This is a genomic window from Halobellus litoreus, from assembly GCF_024464595.1.
Classification (GTDB): Archaea; Halobacteriota; Halobacteria; order Halobacteriales; family Haloferacaceae; genus Haloquadratum; species Haloquadratum litoreum.
Genome location: NZ_JANHAW010000002.1, coordinates 350,725 through 371,942, shown reverse-complemented (window position 1 = coordinate 371,942; position 21,218 = coordinate 350,725). Strand labels below are relative to the sequence as shown.

Annotated in this window: 19 protein-coding genes; 11 read left to right on the top strand and 8 right to left on the bottom strand. The window is 65.6% G+C overall.

Annotated elements, in window-relative coordinates; translation table 11 throughout:
• Positions 1-68 precede the first annotated feature (68 nt).
• From NO360_RS09345 to NO360_RS09335, 3 genes are all read left to right on the top strand, one after another.
• A complete protein-coding gene (locus NO360_RS09345; protein WP_256307535.1) occupies positions 69-1,424 on the top strand; it encodes an isochorismate synthase in 1,356 nt (451 codons plus the stop codon).
• 52 nt (positions 1,425-1,476) lie between these two features.
• Positions 1,477-3,273, top strand: coding sequence for a 2-succinyl-5-enolpyruvyl-6-hydroxy-3-cyclohexene-1-carboxylic-acid synthase (gene menD, locus NO360_RS09340; RefSeq protein ID WP_256307534.1), 1,797 nt, complete (start codon positions 1,477-1,479; stop codon positions 3,271-3,273).
• Between the two features lie 63 nt (positions 3,274-3,336).
• A complete protein-coding gene (locus NO360_RS09335) occupies positions 3,337-4,254 on the top strand; it encodes a 1,4-dihydroxy-2-naphthoyl-CoA synthase (protein WP_256307533.1) in 918 nt (305 codons plus the stop codon).
• A 638-nt stretch (positions 4,255-4,892) separates the two neighbouring features.
• Here the strand turns inward: NO360_RS09335 and NO360_RS09330 are convergent.
• Complete coding sequence (locus NO360_RS09330; RefSeq protein ID WP_256307532.1) at positions 4,893-5,354, bottom strand: hypothetical protein; 462 nt, start codon at positions 5,352-5,354, stop codon at positions 4,893-4,895.
• A gap of 332 nt (positions 5,355-5,686) precedes the next feature.
• Between NO360_RS09330 and NO360_RS09325 the strand changes: the two genes are divergently transcribed.
• Both NO360_RS09325 and NO360_RS09320 read left to right on the top strand, forming a co-directional pair.
• Positions 5,687-6,637 (top strand): 1,4-dihydroxy-2-naphthoate polyprenyltransferase, encoded by a 951-nt coding sequence (locus NO360_RS09325; RefSeq protein ID WP_256307531.1) that lies wholly within the window; start codon positions 5,687-5,689, stop codon positions 6,635-6,637.
• Entirely contained in the window at positions 6,637-7,680 is a 1,044-nt protein-coding gene (locus tag NO360_RS09320) for a mandelate racemase/muconate lactonizing enzyme family protein (RefSeq protein WP_256307530.1), read from the top strand. Before NO360_RS09325 ends, NO360_RS09320 begins: the two co-directional genes overlap by 1 nt.
• A gap of 210 nt (positions 7,681-7,890) precedes the next feature.
• Here NO360_RS09320 and NO360_RS09315 read toward each other — a convergent pair whose 3' ends face one another.
• The 4 genes from NO360_RS09315 to NO360_RS09300 all read right to left on the bottom strand — a co-directional run bounded on the left by NO360_RS09315 (position 7,891) and on the right by NO360_RS09300 (position 11,913).
• Positions 7,891-8,739 (bottom strand): hypothetical protein, encoded by an 849-nt coding sequence (locus tag NO360_RS09315; RefSeq protein WP_256307529.1) that lies wholly within the window; start codon positions 8,737-8,739, stop codon positions 7,891-7,893.
• Positions 8,740-9,172: 433 nt separating this feature from the next.
• Entirely contained in the window at positions 9,173-9,643 is a 471-nt protein-coding gene (gene pyrI, locus NO360_RS09310; protein ID WP_256307526.1) for an aspartate carbamoyltransferase regulatory subunit, read from the bottom strand.
• On the bottom strand, positions 9,640-10,563 hold the full coding sequence (gene pyrB, locus NO360_RS09305; RefSeq protein ID WP_256307525.1) for an aspartate carbamoyltransferase: 924 nt from the start codon (positions 10,561-10,563) through the stop codon (positions 9,640-9,642). Before pyrB ends, pyrI begins: the two co-directional genes overlap by 4 nt.
• 99 nt (positions 10,564-10,662) lie before the next feature.
• Positions 10,663-11,913 (bottom strand): Glu/Leu/Phe/Val family dehydrogenase, encoded by a 1,251-nt coding sequence (locus NO360_RS09300; protein ID WP_256307524.1) that lies wholly within the window; start codon positions 11,911-11,913, stop codon positions 10,663-10,665.
• Between the two features lie 286 nt (positions 11,914-12,199).
• Between NO360_RS09300 and NO360_RS09295 the strand changes: the two genes are divergently transcribed.
• Complete coding sequence (locus tag NO360_RS09295; protein ID WP_256307523.1) at positions 12,200-12,967, top strand: IclR family transcriptional regulator; 768 nt, start codon at positions 12,200-12,202, stop codon at positions 12,965-12,967.
• 60 nt (positions 12,968-13,027) lie between these two features.
• Positions 13,028-14,005, top strand: coding sequence for an amidohydrolase family protein (locus tag NO360_RS09290; protein ID WP_256307522.1), 978 nt, complete (start codon positions 13,028-13,030; stop codon positions 14,003-14,005).
• A gap of 231 nt (positions 14,006-14,236) precedes the next feature.
• Here NO360_RS09290 and NO360_RS09285 read toward each other — a convergent pair whose 3' ends face one another.
• Positions 14,237-15,022: a 2-keto-4-pentenoate hydratase gene (locus tag NO360_RS09285; RefSeq protein WP_256307521.1), complete on the bottom strand. Its 786-nt coding sequence runs from the start codon at positions 15,020-15,022 to the stop codon at positions 14,237-14,239.
• Between the two features lie 171 nt (positions 15,023-15,193).
• On the opposite strand from NO360_RS09285, the gene NO360_RS09280 reads away from it, so the two are divergent.
• From NO360_RS09280 to dmpG, 3 genes are all read left to right on the top strand, one after another.
• On the top strand, positions 15,194-16,678 hold the full coding sequence (locus NO360_RS09280) for an aldehyde dehydrogenase family protein (protein ID WP_256307520.1): 1,485 nt from the start codon (positions 15,194-15,196) through the stop codon (positions 16,676-16,678).
• 163 nt (positions 16,679-16,841) lie between these two features.
• A complete protein-coding gene (locus NO360_RS09275) occupies positions 16,842-17,786 on the top strand; it encodes an acetaldehyde dehydrogenase (acetylating) (RefSeq protein WP_256307519.1) in 945 nt (314 codons plus the stop codon).
• Positions 17,779-18,828: a 4-hydroxy-2-oxovalerate aldolase gene (gene dmpG / locus NO360_RS09270; protein ID WP_256307518.1), complete on the top strand. Its 1,050-nt coding sequence runs from the start codon at positions 17,779-17,781 to the stop codon at positions 18,826-18,828. The genes NO360_RS09275 and dmpG overlap by 8 nt, the downstream gene beginning before the upstream one ends.
• Positions 18,829-18,905: 77 nt before the next feature.
• Here the strand turns inward: dmpG and NO360_RS09265 are convergent, their stop codons facing one another.
• Positions 18,906-19,292, bottom strand: coding sequence for a VOC family protein (locus NO360_RS09265; RefSeq protein WP_256307517.1), 387 nt, complete (start codon positions 19,290-19,292; stop codon positions 18,906-18,908).
• 154 nt (positions 19,293-19,446) lie between these two features.
• Here NO360_RS09265 and NO360_RS09260 point away from each other — a divergent pair, with 154 nt between their 5' ends.
• On the top strand, positions 19,447-20,229 hold the full coding sequence (locus tag NO360_RS09260) for a 2-keto-4-pentenoate hydratase (RefSeq protein WP_256307516.1): 783 nt from the start codon (positions 19,447-19,449) through the stop codon (positions 20,227-20,229).
• 30 nt (positions 20,230-20,259) lie between these two features.
• Here the strand turns inward: NO360_RS09260 and NO360_RS09255 are convergent, their stop codons facing one another.
• The gene (locus NO360_RS09255) at positions 20,260-21,204 is read right to left on the bottom strand and encodes a VOC family protein (RefSeq protein ID WP_256307514.1); all 945 of its coding nucleotides are present in this window, start codon (positions 21,202-21,204) and stop codon (positions 20,260-20,262) included.
• Between the last annotated feature and the right edge of the window lie 14 nt (positions 21,205-21,218).

Sequence of the window (21,218 nt, the reverse complement as noted above, 5' to 3'; positions counted from 1 at the left end):
CGCCGACCCGTCTCGGCGACGGCCCCGGTATAGTCAAATAAAAGAGCGTGGCGTCCTCAACTCAGGTAATGGAATCGTTGCGGACCGACGCGGCGGAGACTACACTCGTCAGCCGCTCGGTCCCCATCGCGACGCCGTCGTTCCGCGCCGTTCTGCGTGATGCCGACGCCCCCCGAACCGTCTGGAGCGCTCCGGGAGAGGCGACCGTCGTCGGCAGCGGTGCGGCGGCGACGCTCACCGCGGACGGATCGGATCGCTTCGCCTCGATCCGCGAGGCGTCGGAATCGCTCTTCGCCTCCGGCGACGTCCACGCCGGGACGGAGGCCGCCCGACCCAGGCTGTTCGGCGGGTTCGCCTTCCACGGCGACAGCGCGTCGGGGTCCCCGTGGGAGGATTTCCCCGGCGCGAGGTTCGTCTTCCCGCGCGTACAGGTCACCTGGACCGACGACGACGCGTGGCTGACGGTGAACGCGGTGGGGAGAGACGTCGACCCCGAGACCGTCGAATCCCGACTCGACCGAGAGCGGGACCGGATCGCCACCCTCGCCGACCCGGACCCGTCGGTCGATCCGCCCGGTGTCACCGACCGGCGACGTACCACCCCGCGGTCCGAGTGGCGTTCGGGCGTCGAGGCCGTCGTCTCGCGCATCCGATCGGGCGACCTCCGGAAGGTCGTCCTCGCGCAGGCGCTCGACGTCGACCTGGCGGGGCGGCTCTCGCTCCCGGACGTTCTCAGCCGCCTCGGCCGGGCCTATCCGGAGTGCTACCGGTTCCTGGTCGAACCCGAGCCCTCGGAGTCGCGTCCGCAACCCTCGTTCTTCGGAGCGACTCCCGAGCGACTCGTCTCGCTTCGCGGCCGGACCGTCGAGACCGACGCGCTCGCGGGGACGACGGGCCGCGGCGAGACGCCGGCCGAAGACGAGTGGCTCGCACAGGAACTCGCGCGGGACGAGAAGAACGCCCACGAGCACGACCTCGTCGCCGAGACGATCGAGGAACAGCTCTCGCCGTTCGCGGGCACCGTCAGCGCCGGGTCCCGCCGGATCAAACGCCTCGCGACCGTCCAGCACCTCTGGACGCCGATCACGGCGACGCTGGACCGCGACGAGCACGTCCTCTCGCTGGTCGAGGCGCTGCACCCGACGCCCGCGGTCGGGGGGCTTCCGCCGGAACGAGCCCTGGAGACGATCCGGGACACGGAGCCGTTCGACCGCGGCTGGTACGCCGCGCCGGTCGGCTGGATCGACGCCGCGGGATACGGGACGTTCGCCGTCGCGCTCCGCTCGGCGGTGGTCCGCGGCGACACCGCGACGCTGTTCGCGGGCGTCGGCATCGTCGCCGACTCCGACCCGGACCGAGAGTGGGACGAAGTGCAGTTGAAGTACCGGCCGATACTGGACGAACTGGAGCGGGAGGAACGATGACCGACCGCGGACGAGGCAGGATATCTACCGACCCCGCACGGGCAGGCCGACGATGACCGGACGGAATTCTGGCGACGGGCCCGACCGAAACCGCGACCCCAACCGCAACGCGCTCTGGGCCCGCGTGCTCGTCGACGAACTCGTCGCCGCCGGCGTCGACGCCGTCTGTCTCTCTCCGGGGAGTCGCTCGACACCGCTGACCGTCGCCTTCGACCGACACGAGGACGTCCACGTCTTTTCGCACCTCGACGAGCGCTCCTCGGCGTACTTCGCGCTCGGCCGCGCCCGACGGACGGGAGAGGTGACGCCGCTGGTGTGCACGTCGGGGACGGCCGCCGCGAACTACCACCCGGCAGTCATCGAGGCCTCGCAGTCCCGCGTGCCGCTGCTGCTCCTGACTGCGGATCGCCCGCCCGAGATCCGGGACTCGGGCGCGAACCAGACGATCGACCAGGAGAAGCTCTACGGCGACGCGGTCCGATGGTATCGAGACGTCGCCGAACCGGAGGCGACGCCGCGGAAGCTCCGCTCGCTCCGGACGACGGCGGCCCGCGCGGTGGCCAAGGCGACCGGCACCCCGGCCGGGCCGGTGCACTTGAATTTCCCGTTCCGGAAACCGCTGGAGCCCACGCCCGTGGAGGGCGACGTGCCCGCGGACCTCCCGGCTCCCGCCATCGAGGGCCGGGACGGACCGTTCGTCGACGCGGCCGCGGGGGTCCCCGAACTCGACGACGACGCGCTGCGGGAACTCGCGTCGGAGCTCTCGGAACCGCGCGGGCTGCTCGTCGCCGGACCCGCGGACGCGCCCGGACTCGATTCCGAGGCCGTCGCGGCGTTCGCTCACGCGAGTGGCTTTCCCGTCCTGGCAGACCCGCTCTCGGGTGTCAGGTACGGCGGGCTGGTTCGCACGACCCCGGTGATCGGCGGATACGACGGCTTCCTCGGCGAGCGCGTCCGCGAGGCGTGGCCGGACCCGGACGTCGTGGTTCGCGTCGGCGCGTCGCCGACGTCGAAACCGCTCCGCAAGTACCTCGCGGCCGTCGACGCTCGCCAGTACGTCGTCGACCCGGCCGCCGGGTGGCGCGAGGCGGAATTCACCGCGACGGATCTGATCGTCGCGGATCCGTCGCGCCTGCTGGGTCGCCTTTCCCGGCTGCTCGCCGGCCCCGGCAGCGACGCATGGCGCGAGCGCTGGACCGGCGCCGAAGCGGCACACGCGGCGGTCCTCGATGCGGAGGACGCGTTCTGCGAGGGCCGAATCCTCGCCGACGTCGTCGACCTCGCGCCGGACCCCGCCACCGTCTTCGTCTCGAACTCGATGCCCGTCCGCGACCTGGACCGGTTCGGCGCACCGACGACGGGGTCGCTGACCCCGCTCGGCAATCGCGGCGCCTCCGGCATCGACGGCATCGTCTCGACCGCCCTCGGGGCCGGTTCGGCGACCACAGACGATCTAACGCTCGTTACGGGCGATCTGGCCTATTACCACGATATGAACGGGCTGCTCGCGCTCGGCCGCTGCGACGTCGAGGCGACGGTCGTCCTCGTCAACAACGACGGCGGCGGCATCTTCCATATGCTCCCGATCGAGGCGTACGACCCGCCGTTCACCCCGCAGTTCGTGACGCCGCACGGCCTCGACTTCGGGCCGACGGAGGACCTCTACGACCTCTCGTTCGCGCGCGTGGAGGGCGAGGATCGAGAGGGGTTCCGCGAGGCGTACGCCGAGGCGACGCGTCGCGACGGCTCCCACGTCGTCGAGGTCGTGACCGACGCGGAGTCGAGCCACGAGGTTCGCGAAGACCTGCGCCAGCGGGCGGTCGAGCGGGTGCTCGACGAGACGACGTGAGCGACCGCCCCCGGCCGCGGACCCGAAACGAATCTTTTTGCGGACTCCGGGCGCTCTCTCGGTATGGTCTCGGAACTCTTCGACGACGCGCGCTGGGAGCAGATAGCGGGTGCCGACGCCTTCGACGACATCACGTACCACCGGGCGGTCGACGAGAGCGCGGTTCGGATCGCCTTCGATCGGCCCGAGAAGCGAAACGCGTTCCGACCCGGCACCGTCGACGAACTCTACGCCGCCCTCGACGACGCCCGGAAGCGCGCCGACGTCGGGTGCGTGCTCCTGACCGGCAACGGCCCATCGTCGAAGGACGGCGGGTGGGCGTTCTGCGCCGGCGGTGACCAGTCCGTCCGGGGCGAGTCGGGATACGAGTACCGCGACGACGACGAGGCCGACGAGGCCGACGACCCGCTCGTCCGCGAGGCGAAAGCGGGTCGGCTCCACATCCTGGAGGTGCAGCGCCTCATCCGGTTTATGCCCAAGCCCGTCGTCGCCGTCGTCCCGGGGTGGGCGGTCGGCGGCGGACACTCGCTGCACGTCATCTGTGATCTGACGCTCGCCTCGGCAGAGCACGCGAAGTTCCTGCAGACCGATCCCGACGTGGCGTCGTTCGACGGCGGCTTCGGTTCGGCGTACCTCGCGAAGCAGGTCGGCCAGAAGAAGGCTCGGGAGGTGTTCTTCCGCGGCAAGACCTACTCCGCGGAGGAGGCCGTCGAGATGGGGATGGCGAACGAGGCGATTCCCCACGAGGAACTAGAGGAGGTCGCACTGGAATGGGCGGCCGAGATGACCGATAAATCGCCTACCGCGATACGAATGCTCAAGTACGCGTTCAACCTGACCGACGACGGGCTCGTCGGCCAGCAGATCTTCTCCGGGGAGGCGACGCGCCTGGCGTATATGACCGAGGAGGCCCAGGAGGGGCGGGACGCGTTCCTCGAAAAGCGGGATCCGGACTTTTCGGGCTATCCCTGGCACTACTAACCCACCTTTTTGACGCGGTGGGTTTCCTCGCTCGCTGCGCTCGCTGCGGGAACCCACCGCGCAAAAACCTGGAGGGAAAAATGCCGCGAGGCTCGCTTGCGCTCCCCTCGCGGGACAAGTCAGTGAGACACAAATCCAGTCATATTCTGTGAAACGCTCAGTACAGGAGAAGACACTTACAATTAGTCTGCATTTTTATCGATGAGGATAAATCGACGATATCTCCTCTCGCAAGTCGGCCTCCTGTCTCTTGTTGGCGTATCCGGTTGTGTAGCCCGCTACTCGGATATGATGTCTTGTTAAACAACGCATCTGATGAGACTGTAAACGGAACGGTCGAAATTACTGATAGAAGCTCAGGAGCTGAAGTGTTCCAAGAAGAGTTCGAGTTATCTACGGATGAACGGACCAGATATGAACGTGTAGGGAATCATCGGAGAACTCACGAAGTATCTATTGAGACGGCGGACGGATTATCTAATCAAGATCTTTGGAAACCTGATGGCGGGACTCTGCATCTAACCATTAGGATACATTGATGAAATAGAGATAAACAGATTGGTCGGATAACAGAGTATCAGACGAACGATACAGGGATACGATTACGGAAATCCCGCAGGTTCTCCCCTTGTGGTATTCTACGTGTCGGAGGTGTCGCTGAATACCAGATACGCATCATTCACTCGTTGGATAAACGCAGTCACTTCAGAAAATCGACCTGATTCGTCGAGCCGTGACTCATCAACATCAACCTTGTTCAGTAGTTCTATTACATCCTCGTTTAGTGATTCGATCTCTTCGATGGTCTGCTCGTGGTTTTTCTGCCACCGGTCAAACTGATCATTGTCCATCTGATCAAGCAACGAGATCCCATTCTCGTCCCCTATGTTCTCCCGAGCGTGTTGTAGTTCAGAACCAATATTGTCATATCTATAAACTATTTCAGCGAACTCGTCCATAACATCTGGTCTATTCTGGTTCACTGTCACCCCCTCTCTCTCAAGGAACCTCTCGAACGTGGTAATCACCTCTTGGGGGTTTATTTCGTAGCCCTTGGTGCTGTCCTCAGTGGCGACCATTTCGCGGATCCGGTCAAACATCTACGCTACCTGTTCCGAGTTGATACTATAAGTTTTTAATCACGAACTCGGTGCTCGATATGCACGGTCTCTCCTGGGTACTTCATCGCCTTCGTGAACCAACAGCCTCGAACACTCGTCTCACCTCGGTTTCTAGTATATTCCACCGCGAGCGAGGCCGGAGGCCGAGCGAGCGGCCTTTTTCCCTCCACCGTGAGACGCTTTGCGTCTCACGAGCCTTGCTTCGCTTCGCTCAGCAAGACAGGTTTTTGCGCGGAGGGGTCCGCAGGACCCCTCCGTGGAAAAAGGTGGAAGGACAAACTTCACACCCTCGCCGTTCGGACAGAGAGATAATGAGTACGCAGGAGGTCACGAAACGCCAAGCGTGGGTGATGGCGGCCCGCCCGCAGACGCTGCCGGCGGCCGCCTCACCGGTCGTCGTCGGCACCGGAATCGCCGTTCACGACGGCGTCTTTGCCGTCTTGCCAGCCCTTGCGGCGCTGGTCGGTGCCGGCCTCATACAGATCGGCACCAACTTCGCCAACGATTACTACGATCACGTCAAGGGCGCGGACACGGAGGAACGTGAGGGGTTCACCCGCGTCACGGCCGGGGGGTTGATCGACCCCGAGACGGTCAAGCGCGCGATGTATCTCACCTTCGCCGCGTCGATTCTCTTGGGCACCTATCTGGTCTACGTCGGCGGCGTGCCGATCCTCGTGATCGGACTCCTCTCGGTCGCCTCCGGCATCGCCTACACCGGCGGCCCCTACCCGCTCGGTTACCACGGTCTCGGCGACCTGTTCGTCTTCGTGTTCTTCGGTCTCGTCGCCGTCGCCGGGACCTACTACGTCCAAGCCGCGGCGGTGCTCGCGGCCCCGTTCCCGGTCGGCATCCCGCCGGAGACGCTCCCGCTCGCCGTCCTCGTCGCGGCGCTTCCCGTCGCGGCGCTGTCGACGGACATCCTCGTCGTCAACAACGTCCGTGACAAGGAAGAGGACGCCACCACCGGCAAGCGGACGCTCGCCGTCCGGTTCGGCTACGGGTTCGCCCGCGCGGAGTTCCTCTCGATGTTGCTTCTGGCGTACGCCGTGCCCCTGTGGTTCGTTCGTCAGCCCGGATTCACCGCCGCGGTCGCACTCCCGTATCTCACGCTCCCGTACGCCGTCGGCATCACGCGAACGGTACTCGAAGAGACGGAGGGGAAGGTACTCAATCCGACGCTGGAACGGACCGGGCGACTGCTCGCCGCCTACGCCGTCCTGTTCGCCGTCGGACTGTCGTTCACGACGCTGCCGCTGTGATGCAGTACGAACCGTTCTCGCTCGATCTCCGGTCGCCGCTCTCGACCGCTGCCGGGGCGATCAGTCGCCGGGACGGGTTTCTCGTTCGCGTCGAGCGCGGGGGCGTCGTCGGCCTCGGGGAAGCGACGCCGCTGCCGGGGTGGACCGAATCACACGAGGACTGCGTCGCCGCACTCGCCGCCGGCCGGCGTCCCGAATCGATCCTCGGGGAACTCGACGACGCGGGGCGTCCGTCCCACCCGGCCGCCCGCCACGGCGTCGAACTCGCGGTCGCCGACGCGGCGGCCCGCGCGGTCGACGAGTCGCTGGCGGCGTTTCTCGCCGATCGCGATCCCCCCGAAACCGTCCCGGTGAACGCGACTGTCGGCGACGGATCGGTGGACGCGACCGCCGAAGCGACCCGAGAGGCGGTCGACGAGGGGTTCGGCGCGATCAAGGTGAAAGTCGGCGCGCGCGACCCGGACGTCGACGAGGCGCGCCTCCGGGCGGTTCGCGACGCCGCCGGCGACGGCGTCGAGCTCCGGGCGGACGCCAACGGCGCGTGGGACGTGGGGACGGCGATCCGACTGATCGACGTCGCCGCCGACCTGGACTTCGCCTACGTGGAACAGCCGCTCGGAGCGTCCGAAGTCGAAGCGCACGCCGACCTCCGAGGGCGCGGCGTCGAAATCGCGCTCGACGAGTCGGTAGCGGCGCTCGGGCCGGAGCGGATCTTCGACGCCGACGCGGCCGACGTGGTCGTCTGCAAGCCGATGGCGCTCGGCGGTCCGATCCGGACGCTCGACGTGGCACGTCGGGCCTCCCAGCGCGGCGTGAAGAGCGTCGTCACGACTACGATAGACGCCGTCGTGGCACGCGCGGGTGCGGTGCACGTCGCCGCGGCGCTCCCCGACAGGACCGCCTGTGGCCTCGCGACGGGATCGATGCTCGCGGACGACCTCGCGCCCGACCCGGCCCCCGTAGAAGACGGTCGGATACACGTTCCGGAGGGCCCGGGGCTCGCGGGCGACGCCTTCGCGGCCCTCCGCGACCCGTCCGGATGACTACTGTCACCGAGTCTCAGTGTCGCCTCGATCGGTCGCCAGCGAGTATTTACGAACCCGATCCGTAGCTCCGGATATGGCCGAGCCGACCCCGGAACAACGCCGCCTCGTCGCCGGACTGTTCGTGTTCGCTGCGCTCGTGTTCGTCGTCGGAATGGTAGTCGTCGCGTACCTCGCCGGCGCGATCTGACGGGCGCTCCCTCGCCTCCGTCACTGCGTCCCGCTGTCGGGTCGGTGCGTGACGCCGGTTCGCTCCTCGGCTCCCTTCCGGCGGATCGCCGCGGCCGCGTTCGAGGCGTCGTAGCCGAAGTACACGTCCTTCGCGTACGTTTCCGCGACGGCCGTCGCCCCGACCAGATCGTCGAGGTCGACGTCCACGGCGTACAGCTCGACCGAAAAGGGCGTCCTGAGCGGATCGAGCAGGCTCTCGAACCCCTTCGCGATGGTCTCCAGCCAGTAGGTCGTCGCGTAGGCGGTGTCGTACAGCGGCACGACGAACTCGTCGACGTGTTCCGCGAGCGCTTCGACGTCGATGCCCTCGCGGCGGTGGAGGTGACCGGGGTACGGGTCGGGGTACAGCGTCAGGTAGACCCGGCCGGGGACGCGGGCCGCCGCGTCGGCGACGAAGTCGGTGATCTCCGCGGCCCGCCAGTCGAAGCGGTCGTCGTGGTCGCTCTCCTCGAAGCGTCGCTCACAGCGGTCACAGCGGCAGTAGCCCTCGCGCGGAAAGCCGACGTCGTCCAGACGGACGTGGTCGTTCTCGGCCGCACAGTCGGAGACGATTTCGAGCAGGCCGGCGCGGTACTCCTCGTGCGTCGGACAGATGTGCGACCAGTCGAAGTAGGGCTGCTCGCGGGTCGCCGGCGTGCCGTCGGCGTCGACCGCGACGAGGTCGGGATCGGCGTCGGCCGCCGCGTTGTCGCCGAAGCACGAGATCATATTCACCCCGTCCGAGAGGGGTGCCGCGGCCCGCCCGGTCACGTCCTTGACCTCGTAGAAGCCGACCTCGAACTCGCCCCAGTCGACCTCCTCGGCGTTCCGCGTGACGATGCCGTACATACCCCGCGTTTCGGGGCGAGGGGTATGAGTCCGTCGGCACGACCCGATCCTGACGAACGCGTCGGACGCGGCGAGAGAGACTGGTCGCTGACGCTCGATCGAGCCGGACGAAGACGTCGCTGTTCGCTATCGTGTGGACTGTATGCGGAGGGCCTCAGACGACGAGGCCGCCGTAACTAGTCGATCCGAAGGAGTTACTCGTCGTCGACCTCGACCTCGACGGGGTCCTCGCCGCCGGAGACGACGAAGTAGACGAGTGCGATGAGGGCCAGTACCAGGATGAACTTGGATTTTCCGGACATATCCGTCCCTACATCCCCTCGGTACAAAGTGGTTTCCCTCCTCGCGAGATTGCGCCACCGAGGGCGGGCGACCCCGGGCGACGGCCGACGGGTGCCGCCGGAGCGAGCGAGACCGAGTCGGCGTCGATCGTTCAGGCGACGTCCAGGCGCGTCGGGACTTCCTCCTCGCGGACGATTTCGCCGCAGTAGTCACAGCGGAGTGCGTCCTCGAGGACTGAAAAGCGCGTGTGGATCGGTTCATCGGCGTTGGTGATGCAGTTCCGGTTCGGACACGAGAGGACGCCGTCGACCGACTCGGGGCGGTCGATCCGCTTCTTCTCGACGACTTCGTACTCCCGGACGATGTTGATCGTCGCCTCGGGGGCGATCACCGCAAGGACGTCGACCTCCGATTGGCTCAACTCCCTGTCTTCGACCTTCACGATGTCCTTCTTCGCGAGTTTGTCCGACGGGACGTTCATCCCGATCGAGACGCTCTCGCCGCCGGAGCCGTCGATGCCGAGGAGCGCGAGGACGTTCAGCGCCTGTCCGGCCGCCAGGTGGTCGATGACGGTGCCGTTCCGAATCTTCGAGACGCGGAGTTCGCGGTCGGTGTCGCTCATCGGTCGTCCCCCTCCTCGGACAGCAGCATATCCAGAAGCGCCATCCGAACCGGGACGCCGTTGTGCGCCTGTTCGAAGTACGTCGCGTGCTCGGTCTGGTCGACGTCGGGCGCGATCTCGTCGACGCGCGGCAGCGGGTGCATCACGGTCAGAGAGTCCTTCGCTGCTTCGAGGTCTTCGGCGTCGATCTGGTACTCGCCGGCCACTTTCAGATACTCGTTCTCGTCTGGGAAGCGCTCCCGCTGGATCCGGGTGACGTACAGGATGTCGAGTTCCGAGAGCACCTCCTCCAGTGCGGTGTGCTCTCGGACCTGTGCGCCGGACTCGTGGAGGTCGTAGCGGACGCTCCGCGGGAGGCGGAGGCTCTCGGGGCTGATGAAGTGCTGTCGGGTGTCGAAGTTCGTCAGCGCGGCCGCGAGAGAGTGGACCGTTCGCCCGTACTTGAGGTCGCCCATAATCCCGACCGTGACGTCGTCGAGGCCGACGTTCTGCCGCATCGTGTAGAGGTCGAGCAGGGTCTGTGTGGGATGTTGGCCCGCGCCGTCGCCGGCGTTGACGAGCGGGACGTCGACGAACTCGGTGGCCATCTTCGCCGAGCCCTCGGACGGGTGTCTGAGGACGAGCGCGTCGGCGTACCCTTCGAGGACGCGCATCGTGTCGGCCAGCGTTTCGCCCTTCTTCACCGACGACGACTCGACCGAGCCCATATCGATCGTGCGGCCGCCGAGTCGTTTCATCGCGGTGTCGAAGCTCATCCGCGTGCGGGTGCTCGGCTCGAAGAAGCAGAGGCCGAGTATCGCGCCCTCGTGTCGCCCGTTCAAGGCGCTCGGATCGGCGTCGATCTCCGCCGCGCGGTCGAGCACCGCCTCGATGTCGGCCCGCGACAGTTGCGTCGCGGAGATGAGGTGGTCCTGACGCATTGTATGCATCCCCGCCCGGAACCGACTTGAATCGCTCGGGTCGGAGACGACCGTCGTTCGATCGGCGCGATCGGGCCCGATCACCGTGACCCGGCGAGACTACGGCCAGTTCCCGCCTTCGAGGTACGAGTCGACGATGCGGCGGGTCGCGACGACGTACGCCGCCGTCCGGAAGTTCGGCAACTCGTTGTCCTCGTACGCGGCGACCAGGTCGTCGAACGCGTCGGTGATCACCGATTCGAGTTCGTCGTTCACGCGCGCTTCGGTCCAGGCGAAGCGCTGGCGGTTCTGCACCCACTCGAAGTACGAGACGGTGACGCCGCCGGCGTTGGCGAGGATGTCGGGAACGACGTAGACGTCGCGTTCGGTGAGGACGTCGTCCGCGCGCGGGGTGAGGGGACCGTTCGCGGCCTCGACGATGACCTCGGCGGCGACCTCTTTGGCCAGGTCGCCGTCGATGGCGTTCTCCAGCGCTGCCGGGACGAGGAGGTCGACGTCGAGCGTGAGGAGTTCCTCGTTGGTCAGTTCCTGGGCGTCCGCATAGCCCGTGACGCTCCCGGTCTCGTTCTTGAACGTCTTGACTGCCCGCGCGTCCAGTCCGTCGGGGTCGTAGATGCCGCCGGACGAGTCGGAGACGGCGACGACGGTCGCCCCGCTGTCCTCGATGAGTTTCGCAGCGATCGAGCCCGCGTTTCCGTACCCCTGCACGGCGACCGTCGCGTCCGCAAGGTCCCGGTCGAGGTAGTCGAACGCCTCCCGGGCGGCGAGCATCGTCGAGCGGCCGGTGGCCTCCACGCGACCTGCGCTCCCGCCGGAACTGATCGCCTTGCCGGTGATGACTCCCGGCGCGGTCGTCCGTTCGAGCGTCTCGTAGGTGTCTTTGAACCAGTTCATCTCCCGCTGCCCCGTGTTCACGTCCGGTGCGGGGATGTCGCGGTCGGGGCCGACCAGCGGACGCAACTCGGCCGCGAACGCCCGCGTCAGTCGTTCGAGCTCCGCCTCGGAGTACTCGTCGGGGTCGACGACGATTCCGCCCTTGCCACCGCCGAAGGGGATATCGACGATCGCGCACTTGTACGCCATCCATCCCGAGAGCGCCTTGACCTCGTCTCTGGAGACCTCCGGATGGTACCGAATTCCGCCCTTGTACGGCCCCCGATCGCCGTTGAACTGTGATCGGAATCCCGTGAACCGTTGGAGCGAGCCGTCGTCGAGTTCGACCGTCAAATTCGCTTCGAGAACGCGTTCCGGGTGTTTCAGGCGAGTGATGACGTCGTCGTCGATATCGAGATACGCCGCGGCGTCGTCGACCTGCTCTTGGAGGCTTTCGAAGGGGTTCGGTTCGGACATATCGAGGAGTTCAATCGGGGGGAATTTAAGGACTACCGAAGTGTCTTCGCGCCGACCGGCGGACGGGAGTCCAGATTGTCTCAAATATTCTAGTTAGAATTTAACTACGATTGTAATAAAAATTTTGACAGGGGCCGAGATACCGCAAAAGTTGTTTATCAAACGTTTAAACCAATTTGTACTCGCATCAATTCGAACTAAACAATTTAAGTACTATTGTTATACCTACTAGAATAATTCATTTTCACACAGAAAATGTATGTGTCTCGGGCCGCATCGGATACGTATGACGAAGAAGGCCAACCACCCCGTTCGGACGAGCGAAAAGACGCTGCGGTTGATCGAAACGCTCGACACCGACGACGGATTCCGGCTCAACGAACTCGAAGACCGGCTGGAGATGAGCAAGAGCGGCATCCACAACCACCTCAGCACGCTTCGAGAGCACGGCTACGTCGAGAAAGAGGGCGACGAGTACTCGCTCAGTCTGAAGTTCCTCTCGCTCGGCGGCCACGTTCGGAGTCGGTCCCCGCTGTACCAGTACGGCCGGTCGAAGATCGACCAGTTGGCCAGCGACACGGGAATGCTCGCGAACCTCGCGACCGAGGAGGGCGGACGGGCGGTGTATCTGTACCAGTCGCGCGGGAACTACGCGGTCCACCTCGACACGCACGTCGGCTACCGGCTCCGACTGCACAACATCGGGATCGGAAAGGCGATTCTCGCGTCGCTCCCTCGCGACCGCGTCGAGTCGATCGTCGACGAGTGGGGGTTGCCGGAGGCGACCGAGAACACGATCACCGACCGCGAGGAGCTGTTCGAGGAGCTGGAAACGATCCGCGAGCGGGGGTACGCGACCGACGACGAGGAGCGGACCGAGGGACTCACCTGCATCGGCGCGCCCGTCAAACTCGGCGGCGACGTCCTGGGAGCGATCAGCATCTCCGCGCCGACGAAGCGGCTGGGTAACGCCGGCTTCGACGACGACATCACCGCCGAGGTCGAGAGCACCGCGCACGAACTCGCCCTCGACATCAAGTACGCCCGGCAGTGAGGCGAGACTGCGAGACGTAGTGAGAACAATTATCACTTCGGTCGCGCGTACTACCCGTATATGCCGGAAATCGTCGATGGCTACACGCACGTGCTGACGGAAGGCTTCTTCGAGGACCTCACGGAGAAGTTCGGCTTTCAGGGCCTCTCCGGCCGGCCGGAGTTCCTCTGGGACCACGACCAACGGAAGCAGGATATGGCCGACTACGGCGTCGACAAGCAGGTCATCACGCTCGCGCTGCCGACGATGTTCCAGGGGATGGACCACGACCTCGCGCTGGACATCACCCGCCTAGCCAACGACGAGATCCGTCGCCTTGCGGACGAACACCCGGACGACTTCATCCCGGTCGGGACGATTCCGACGGTGAGCGAGGAGTTCCTCGCGGAGTTCGACCGGTGCGTCGACGAGCTCGATATGGCCGGCGTCCAGATCTTCTCGAACATCGACGGCCGGCCGCTCGACGACGATCGGTTCTGGCCGCTCTTCGAGCGCGCGGAGGACACGGACACCCCGCTGTGGATGCACCCGCAACTCTGGGAGTGGTACGACTGGGCCTCCGAGTACATGGAACACCGGCTGTTCGGCTGGCCGTTCGACACGACGCTCGCGCTGTCGCGACTGGTCTTCGGGGGAGTGATGGAGGAGTACCCCGACCTGGAGATCGTCTCCCACCACGGCGGCGGGATGGTTCCGTTCTACGGTCGTCGGATCGAAATGTTCTACGAGCAGCGGATGACCTATCCCGAGAACTATCAGGGGTACCACGAACACGCCGCCGAACTGTCGAAGCCCGCCGAGGAGTACTTCAAGAAGTTCAACGCCGACACGGCCGTCTCCGGCTCGACACCTGCGCTCGAATGCGCGGAGTCGTTCTTCGACGACGGCAACGTCGTCTTCGGGACCGACTACCCCTTCAGCCCCGAGCGGGGCCGGCAGACCGTCGAGTACACCATAGACGCCGTCGACCGGATGGACGTCGACGGCGACACCCGGGAGAATATCTTCGCCGGTAATCTCTACTCCCTGATCTCCTAGGGATCTACGTCAGAAACCACAACTCCCGCCTCGACGAACCCAGCCGGTTTTCACACACAGAACGACGGGCCGAAACGACGCTTGAGGCGGGAACTGCACGGAGACAGAAAACAGGCGTACATATGTTATCTACGAGTGGGTGTGCTCCGAATATTGACGTTATACGGGTTCTATAGCCCGTTTTCCGGAGAAAAGCAGAGTTTTCAGCTGGAAAACGTCTGGGTCGACGCGCTAATCCGCGCGGATTTCCATCGTACCGAGATTCGCGAACTCGACGGTGTAGACGTCGCCGGGTTCGATGTCGATGGCGGCCGAGATACCGCCGCTCATTACGAGTTCGCCCTCGCGGAGGCCGTCGTCGACGTCGGCCAGTCGGTCTGCGAGCCAGGCGACGGGTCGAGCGGGATTCCCCATAATGTCGCCGCCGATACCGGTGGCTTCGACCTCGCCGTTCACCGACACGGCGACGCTCTCCATCTTCAGGTCGACGTCCGTCACGTCGCGGTACTGCTCGCCGACGATGACCTTGCCGGCGGAGGTGAGATCCGCGATGACGTCCTGGGCGGAGGGGATCGACCAGCCCTGATACCGGCTCTCGAGGATCTCGACCACGGGGACGACTGCCCGCGTCGCCGTGAGGACGTCCATCGTCGAGACCGGGGCCGTCAGATCCTCGTCGAGGATGAACCCGATCTCGGCCTCGATCCGCGGGGCGATCATCTCGTCGGTCGGGACGGGCTCGTTCTCGAGTACCGTCTCGTGGGCGACGTAGCCGAAGATCGGCTCCGGAATGCCCAGTTGCTCCTGCTTCGCCTCGCTGACGAGACCGAGTTTGTGGCCCACGACGTCGTCGCGGCCGCCCGCGCTGAGTCGATCGAACACCTCGAACTGGATACGGTAGGCGTCCTCAGTGGAGAACTCGACGTCGTCGGTCAGCGGTTCGATCGGTTCCTTCTCGTCGTAGGCCTCGTGGAGTTTCGTCGCGAGGCGGTCGACCTCGTCCTGGCTGAGTGGCATACACTCCTACGGTTCGCCGGTGCGCTCATTATACTTTCGACAGGCGGATTTTCGACCGCGACTGCGAGGTCAGTGTAACTGAATTAAGTTACATACACGCGGTCTATTTAATTTCACAAGCGGTTCCGGGGTCGACATCATTTTACTCGTTGCGATCGTTGTCCACGACGTATGCAAGAAGCCGACCACGACCAGGAGATCTCGATCGACGCGCCCTGGGGCGGACTCTACATCGACGGCGACTGGGAGACGCCCGAAGGGCGAGATCGGATCGACATCCGAAACCCGACGACGCAGGAGTCGATTACTGAGGTTCCGGCCGCGACCGAGGAGGACGTCGATCGCGCGTTCGAGGCGGCGACCCGCGCACAGACGGCGTGGGCGGAGACGACGCCCGACGAGCGCGCCGCGGTCGTCCGCCGGACGGCCGACCTGATCGACGAGTACGAGGCGGAGATCCGAGAGATCCTCGCCGTCGAGACGGGGGCCGCGAAGCCGCGGCAGGACATCGAGCACGGCGGGACCGTCACCTTCGTCCACGACGCCGCGTCCTTCGCGTTCCGCTCTTCCGGCGGTCACAATCAGTCGAAGATCCCCGGCAAGGAGAACATCATCCGGAAGGAGCCCGTCGGCGTCGTCGGCGTGATCTCGCCGTGGAACGTCCCGATGAAGCTCTCGATCCGCGCGGTCGCGCCCGCGATCGCACTCGGGAACAGCGTCGTGCTCAAGCCCGCCCAGGAGTCGACGATCTCCGGCGGCCTGCTGCTCGCTCGGCTCTTCGAGAAGGCCGGCCTCCCCGACGGCGTGCTCAACGTCGTCCCCGGACGAGGGTCCGTCGCGGGCGATCGCACGGCGGCCCACCCCGACTGCGACGTCGTCGCGTTCACCGGATCGACCGGCGCGGGTCGACTCGTCGGCGAGAACGCCATCGAGCACTTCGCCTTCCCCGCCCTCGAACTCGGCGGCAACAACCCGCACGTCGTCCTCGAAGACGCCGACCTCGATCAGGCGGTCGACGCCGGCGTCTTCGGGTCCTTCTGGAACCAGGGACAGGTGTGCATCTCGATCAACCGCCACCTGGTCCACGAGTCTCTCTACGACGAGTACGCCGAACGCCTGGCCGAGCGCGCTTCCGAGCTGAAGATCGGCGATCCCACCGACGACGACGTCGTGATCGGGCCGATCATCAACGCGTCCCAGCGCGACGAGATGATGGACTACGTCGAGCGCACGGTCGAGGAGGGCGGGACGCTCCTCACCGGCGGCGAGTCCGACGGCCTGTTCGTCGAGCCGACCGTCATCACCGACGTCACGAACGATATGGCCGCGGCGTGTAACGAGCACTTCGGCCCCGTCGCGCCGATCATCCCGTTCGGTGACGACGAGGAGGCGGTCGAACTCGCGAACGCCACCGAGTACGGCCTCGCCGGCTCCGTCCACTCCGCAGATCGCGGACACGCTCGCGACGTGGCCGATCGGATCGACGTCGGGATGATGCACGTCAACGACCAGCCGGTCAACGTCGAGCCGCACGTGCCGTTCGGCGGTGTGAAGGACTCCGGCCTCGGGCGGTACAACGGCAAGTGGATCATCGACGAGTTCACCGAGACGAAGTGGACCTCGGTCCAGCGGGAGCCGCGCGACTACCTGTTCTGAGCGGGGCGGCCCGACGGCTCCCCGCGGCTGTCGTCCGACCTCGCCGGGATCGTCGGTCTCGACTTCGCTCCTCCCGTCTTTCGGCTCCGCCAGCCGCCGGAACCCGGTGCGTCCCACCAGTGCCAAGCGAAGTTATTAGTACGATAGATTCGTACCGGAACGTATGTCGTTAGATGCGGCGATCGTCGGTCCGGGTAACATCGGAACCGACCTGATGTACAAGATACTCGACCGCGGGGACGAGATCGATCTCCAGCGGATGATCGGCATCTTCCCGGTCGAGGAATCGGAGGGGCTCCAGGCGGCCGTCGACGAGGGCGTCGGTGTCGGCACCGACGGCATCGACAGCGTCAAAGAGCACGCCGACGAGTTCGACCTCGTCTTCGAGGCCACGAGCGCGGGCATCCACGAGCAGCACGCCCCGGTCTACGAGGACCTCGGCCTGTTCGCGGTCGACCTCACGCCGGCGGCGATCGGCCCCTACACGGTCCCGGTCGTCAACGTCGACGACGTCGTCGAAAGCGGCCACGAGAACATCAATATGGTCACCTGCGGGGGACAGGCGACGATTCCGCTCGTCCACGCGGTCGACCGCGTCGCGGACGTCAAATATGCCGAAATGCTCTCGCACATCGCCTCGAAGAGCGCCGGCCCGGGGACGAGACAGAACATCGACAAGTTCACGCAGACGACGGCGGCCGGCCTGGAGGAGGTCGGCGGCGCCGACGAGGGGAAGGCGATCATCACGCTGAACCCGGCGGAGCCGCCGATCATGATGCGGAACACCGTCTACACGATGGTTCACGAGGACACGGACGTCGGCGAGGTCAAAGACTCCGTCTCGCGGATCGAATCGGCGGTCCGGGAGTACGTCCCCGGGTACGACGTCACGCTCGAACCGACGGTGAAAGATCAGGACGACGTCGCGTTCGACCTCGAAGACAAGATCATCCTCACGACGATGCTCGAAGTCGAGGGCGAGGGGCAGCATCTCCCACCGTATGCGGGCAATCTGGACATTATGACAAGCGCAGCACTCGGAGCGGCCGAACGGGTAGCAACGCACGAAGTCGACGCCGACGCGATCGGAGGTGTCAGCGATGACTGATTCGGACGTCCGGCTGGTCGATATGACGCTCCGCGACGGGATGCACGCCGTCGACCACCAGTTCACCCCCGCGGAGATGGCCGACGTCGCGGCGGCCCTCGACGCCGCTGACATGGACGTCGTCGAGGTCTCACACGGCGACGGGATGGGCGGCTCCTCGATCAACTACGGCTTCTCGGCGGCCACGACCGAGGAGTACCTCGACGCCGTCGTGCCCGAACTCACCGACACCGAACTCTCGGTACTCCTGCTCCCGGGCATCGGAACGGTCGAGGAACTCGATATGGCCGTCGACCACGGGGCGGACATCTGTCGGATCGCGACCCACGTCACCGAGGCCGACATCTCCGAGGACCACTTCGGCTACGTCAAGGACCGCGGCCTGGAGGCGAACGGCCTGCTGATGCTCTCGCATATGGCCGAGCCCGAGCGGATCCTGAAGGAGGCGAAACTGATGGAGGAGTACGGCGCCGACGCCGTCTATCTGATGGACTCCGCGGGCGCGCTGCTTCCCAACGACGTCCGGGACCGCATCAGTCTGCTCGTCGACGAACTCTCCATCGACGTCGGCTTCCACGCGCACAACAACCTGGGGCTCGGCATCGGCAACACGCTCGCGGCGCTCGAAGAGGGCGCGGTGACGACCGACGGCTGCCTCCGCGGCCTCGGTGCCGGGTCGGGCAACGCGCAAATCGAAGTCCTCGTCGGGGTCCTGGAGAAGGCCGGCTACGACATCAACCCGGACTTCTTCGGCGTGATGGACGCCGCCGAGGACGTCCTCGTCCCGATGATCGACGACGACGAGATGCCGGAGCTCGACAACGACTCGCTGATGCTCGGCTACGCCGGCGTCTACTCGTCGTTCCTCCGACACACCCGGCGCGCGGGCGAGAAGTACGACATCGACCCCCGCGAGATCCTGGTCAAACTGGGCGAGATGGAGGTCGTCGGCGGGCAGGAGGACCTCATCACCGACGTCGCCTCGCGGCTCGCCGAAGAGAAGGAGTCCGGGGCGGCCGCGGAAGCCGCCTCGGACGACTGACCTGTCGGTTCGACTCCGCGGTTCGGCCTCGACTTTTCCGTCCGTCTGTCCGGTTCGATTGTCGTCGTCGACCTACCTCAGAGGTCCTCGCGCGGTTCGACCAGTTCGATGACGTGTCCGTCGGGGTCCGTGATGAACGCCACGCGCGCGCTCGCGCCGGTGGAGTCGAGCGGACCCCGCAGGAGTTCGGTGTCGGTCTCCTCTCGCAGTCGCTCGACCGCGCCGTCGGTGTCGTCGACCTCGATAGCGAGGTGGTCGAATCGTCGGGTGGACGGCTCCCCGAGGTCGTGATCCGGGTTGTGTTTGAACTGGATCTCCGTCTCGCTCTCGCCGCGGACGTAGACGTTGCGGGCGTCGTCGCCGCCGACGAACTCGTTCGTCTTCTCCAGGCCGAGCGCGCCGACGTAGAAGTCAAGCGTTTCCTCGACGTCCGATACCCAGATCGCGCTGTGGATGACGTCCATACCGGTTCCTCGGTGGTAATATCGCATAAAAGCCCGGGATCCGCGTCGCAGATAGCGCTCTCGAGTCGGCGGCGCCGAGTCACTTCGGCGGCGACCCGACCGCGGGACCGACCGGATCACCAACCTATTTGACGCCGCCGGCGGTAGCGAGCCTATGGCAGTCCCAGACGAGACACGCGAGGAGTTGGCCGACGCGCTCTACGACGCGCTTCGAACCAAGTCGCCGATCGGCCGGCTCACCGCCGAGCACGACCTGTCGATGGCGGACGCCTACGACATTCAGACGCGCTTCATCGACCGCCGACTCGACGATGGCGCCGAGATCGTCGGCCACAAGATCGGGCTGACCAGCGACGGTATTCAGGAGCAGCTGGGTGTCGACGAACCCGACTACGGTCGACTGCTGGACACGATGTTCGTCGAGGGTCGCGAGATCCCCGGCGAGGACCTGATCCAGCCGCGGATCGAACCCGAGATCGGCTTCGTGATGGAGGAACCGCTCGAACCGCCGGTGACGTATCTGGACGTGCTCGACGCCACTGGTTCCGTACTCCCCGTCGTCGAGGTCATCGACAGCCGCGTGCGCGACTGGGACATTCGGATTCAGGACACGATCGCCGACAACGCCTCCTCGGCGCTCTACGTCGCCGGCGAGCAGACGAGTCTCGCCAACACGGACCTCTCGCTGGAAGGCGTCAAACTCTACAAGAACGGCACGCTCGAATCCTCCGGCGTCGGCGCGGCCGTCCTCGATCACCCCGCCCGGTCGGTCGCGTGGCTCGCGAACACGCTGTCGGACCTCGACGAACGGATCGAGTCCGGGCACGTCGTCCTGAGCGGTTCGCTGACGCCCGCGGTCGATCTGGCCCCGGGCGACGTCGTCTCCGTCGAGTTCACCTCGATCGGGACGGTCAACGCTCGACTCGCCGAAGAATAGTGCAGAACGGGGCGTTTCCGACGCCGCGACTCAGCGGTCCGTGTACGGAATGCCGCCGAGGCTGTACTGCGTGCCGAACCACTGGTGATCGGACTCCGAGCCGATGTCCTCCTGCCAGACGACCGTCTCCCAGTCGGGTTCGAAGTTGAGGTAGCCCGGCCCGGCGAACAGTTCCAGGCGGATGCCGCTGGCGGGGTCGTTCACGTAGAGATAGTTCGCGTTCGTGATGGCGTGTTTGCCCGGGCCGCCGTCGATCTCGACGTTGTTCTCCGAGAGGATGTCCGCGGCGTCCCACAGGTCCTGGAGGTGGTCGAGGTGGTAGGCGATGTGGTGGAACTCGGTCTCGTCCTCTTCGAGCCGATGGACGGCGATGTCGTGCGGCAGCGGCGTCGTCGCGTGCCACCAGCCCCAGGTCGTGCCGTCTTCGGACTTGAAGACCTCGTTGAGGCCCATCCCGAACTCCTCCTCGAAGAGCCGGGAGGTCGCCTCCGGATTGCCGTCTTGGACGTGCGTGTGGTCGATGCGCTGGGGGTAGACCCGGTTCGCGTACTCGGGGCTGTACCGACGCATCGGGATGTTCGAGCGCTGCTCGCCGTCGATGTCCGGCTTCTCCATCTCGTAGTAGATCTCGAACCGGTGGCCCGACTCCGATTCGAACATGATCGAGTCGCCGATCCCGGCCTCGTGGCCGTCCTCGGTCCACCAGACGTCCCGACCGAGTTCCTCGAACCGGTCGTAGTACTCCTCGACGGACTCGGGATCCTTCGCGCGGAAGCCGATGTGGTCGACCGCCCCCCGCTCGCCCTCCGTGAGGCTCATCGTGTGGTGTTCGTAATCCCGGAGCGCACAGAGATACGCGGTGTCGTCGTCGCGTTCGACGACTTTCATCCCCATTAGGTCCCGGAAGAACCACAGGGACTCCTCGAGATCGGGCGTCTCGAACGCTATATGTCCAAGTTTGGCTAGTTCGGCCATACAAAACGGTTAGT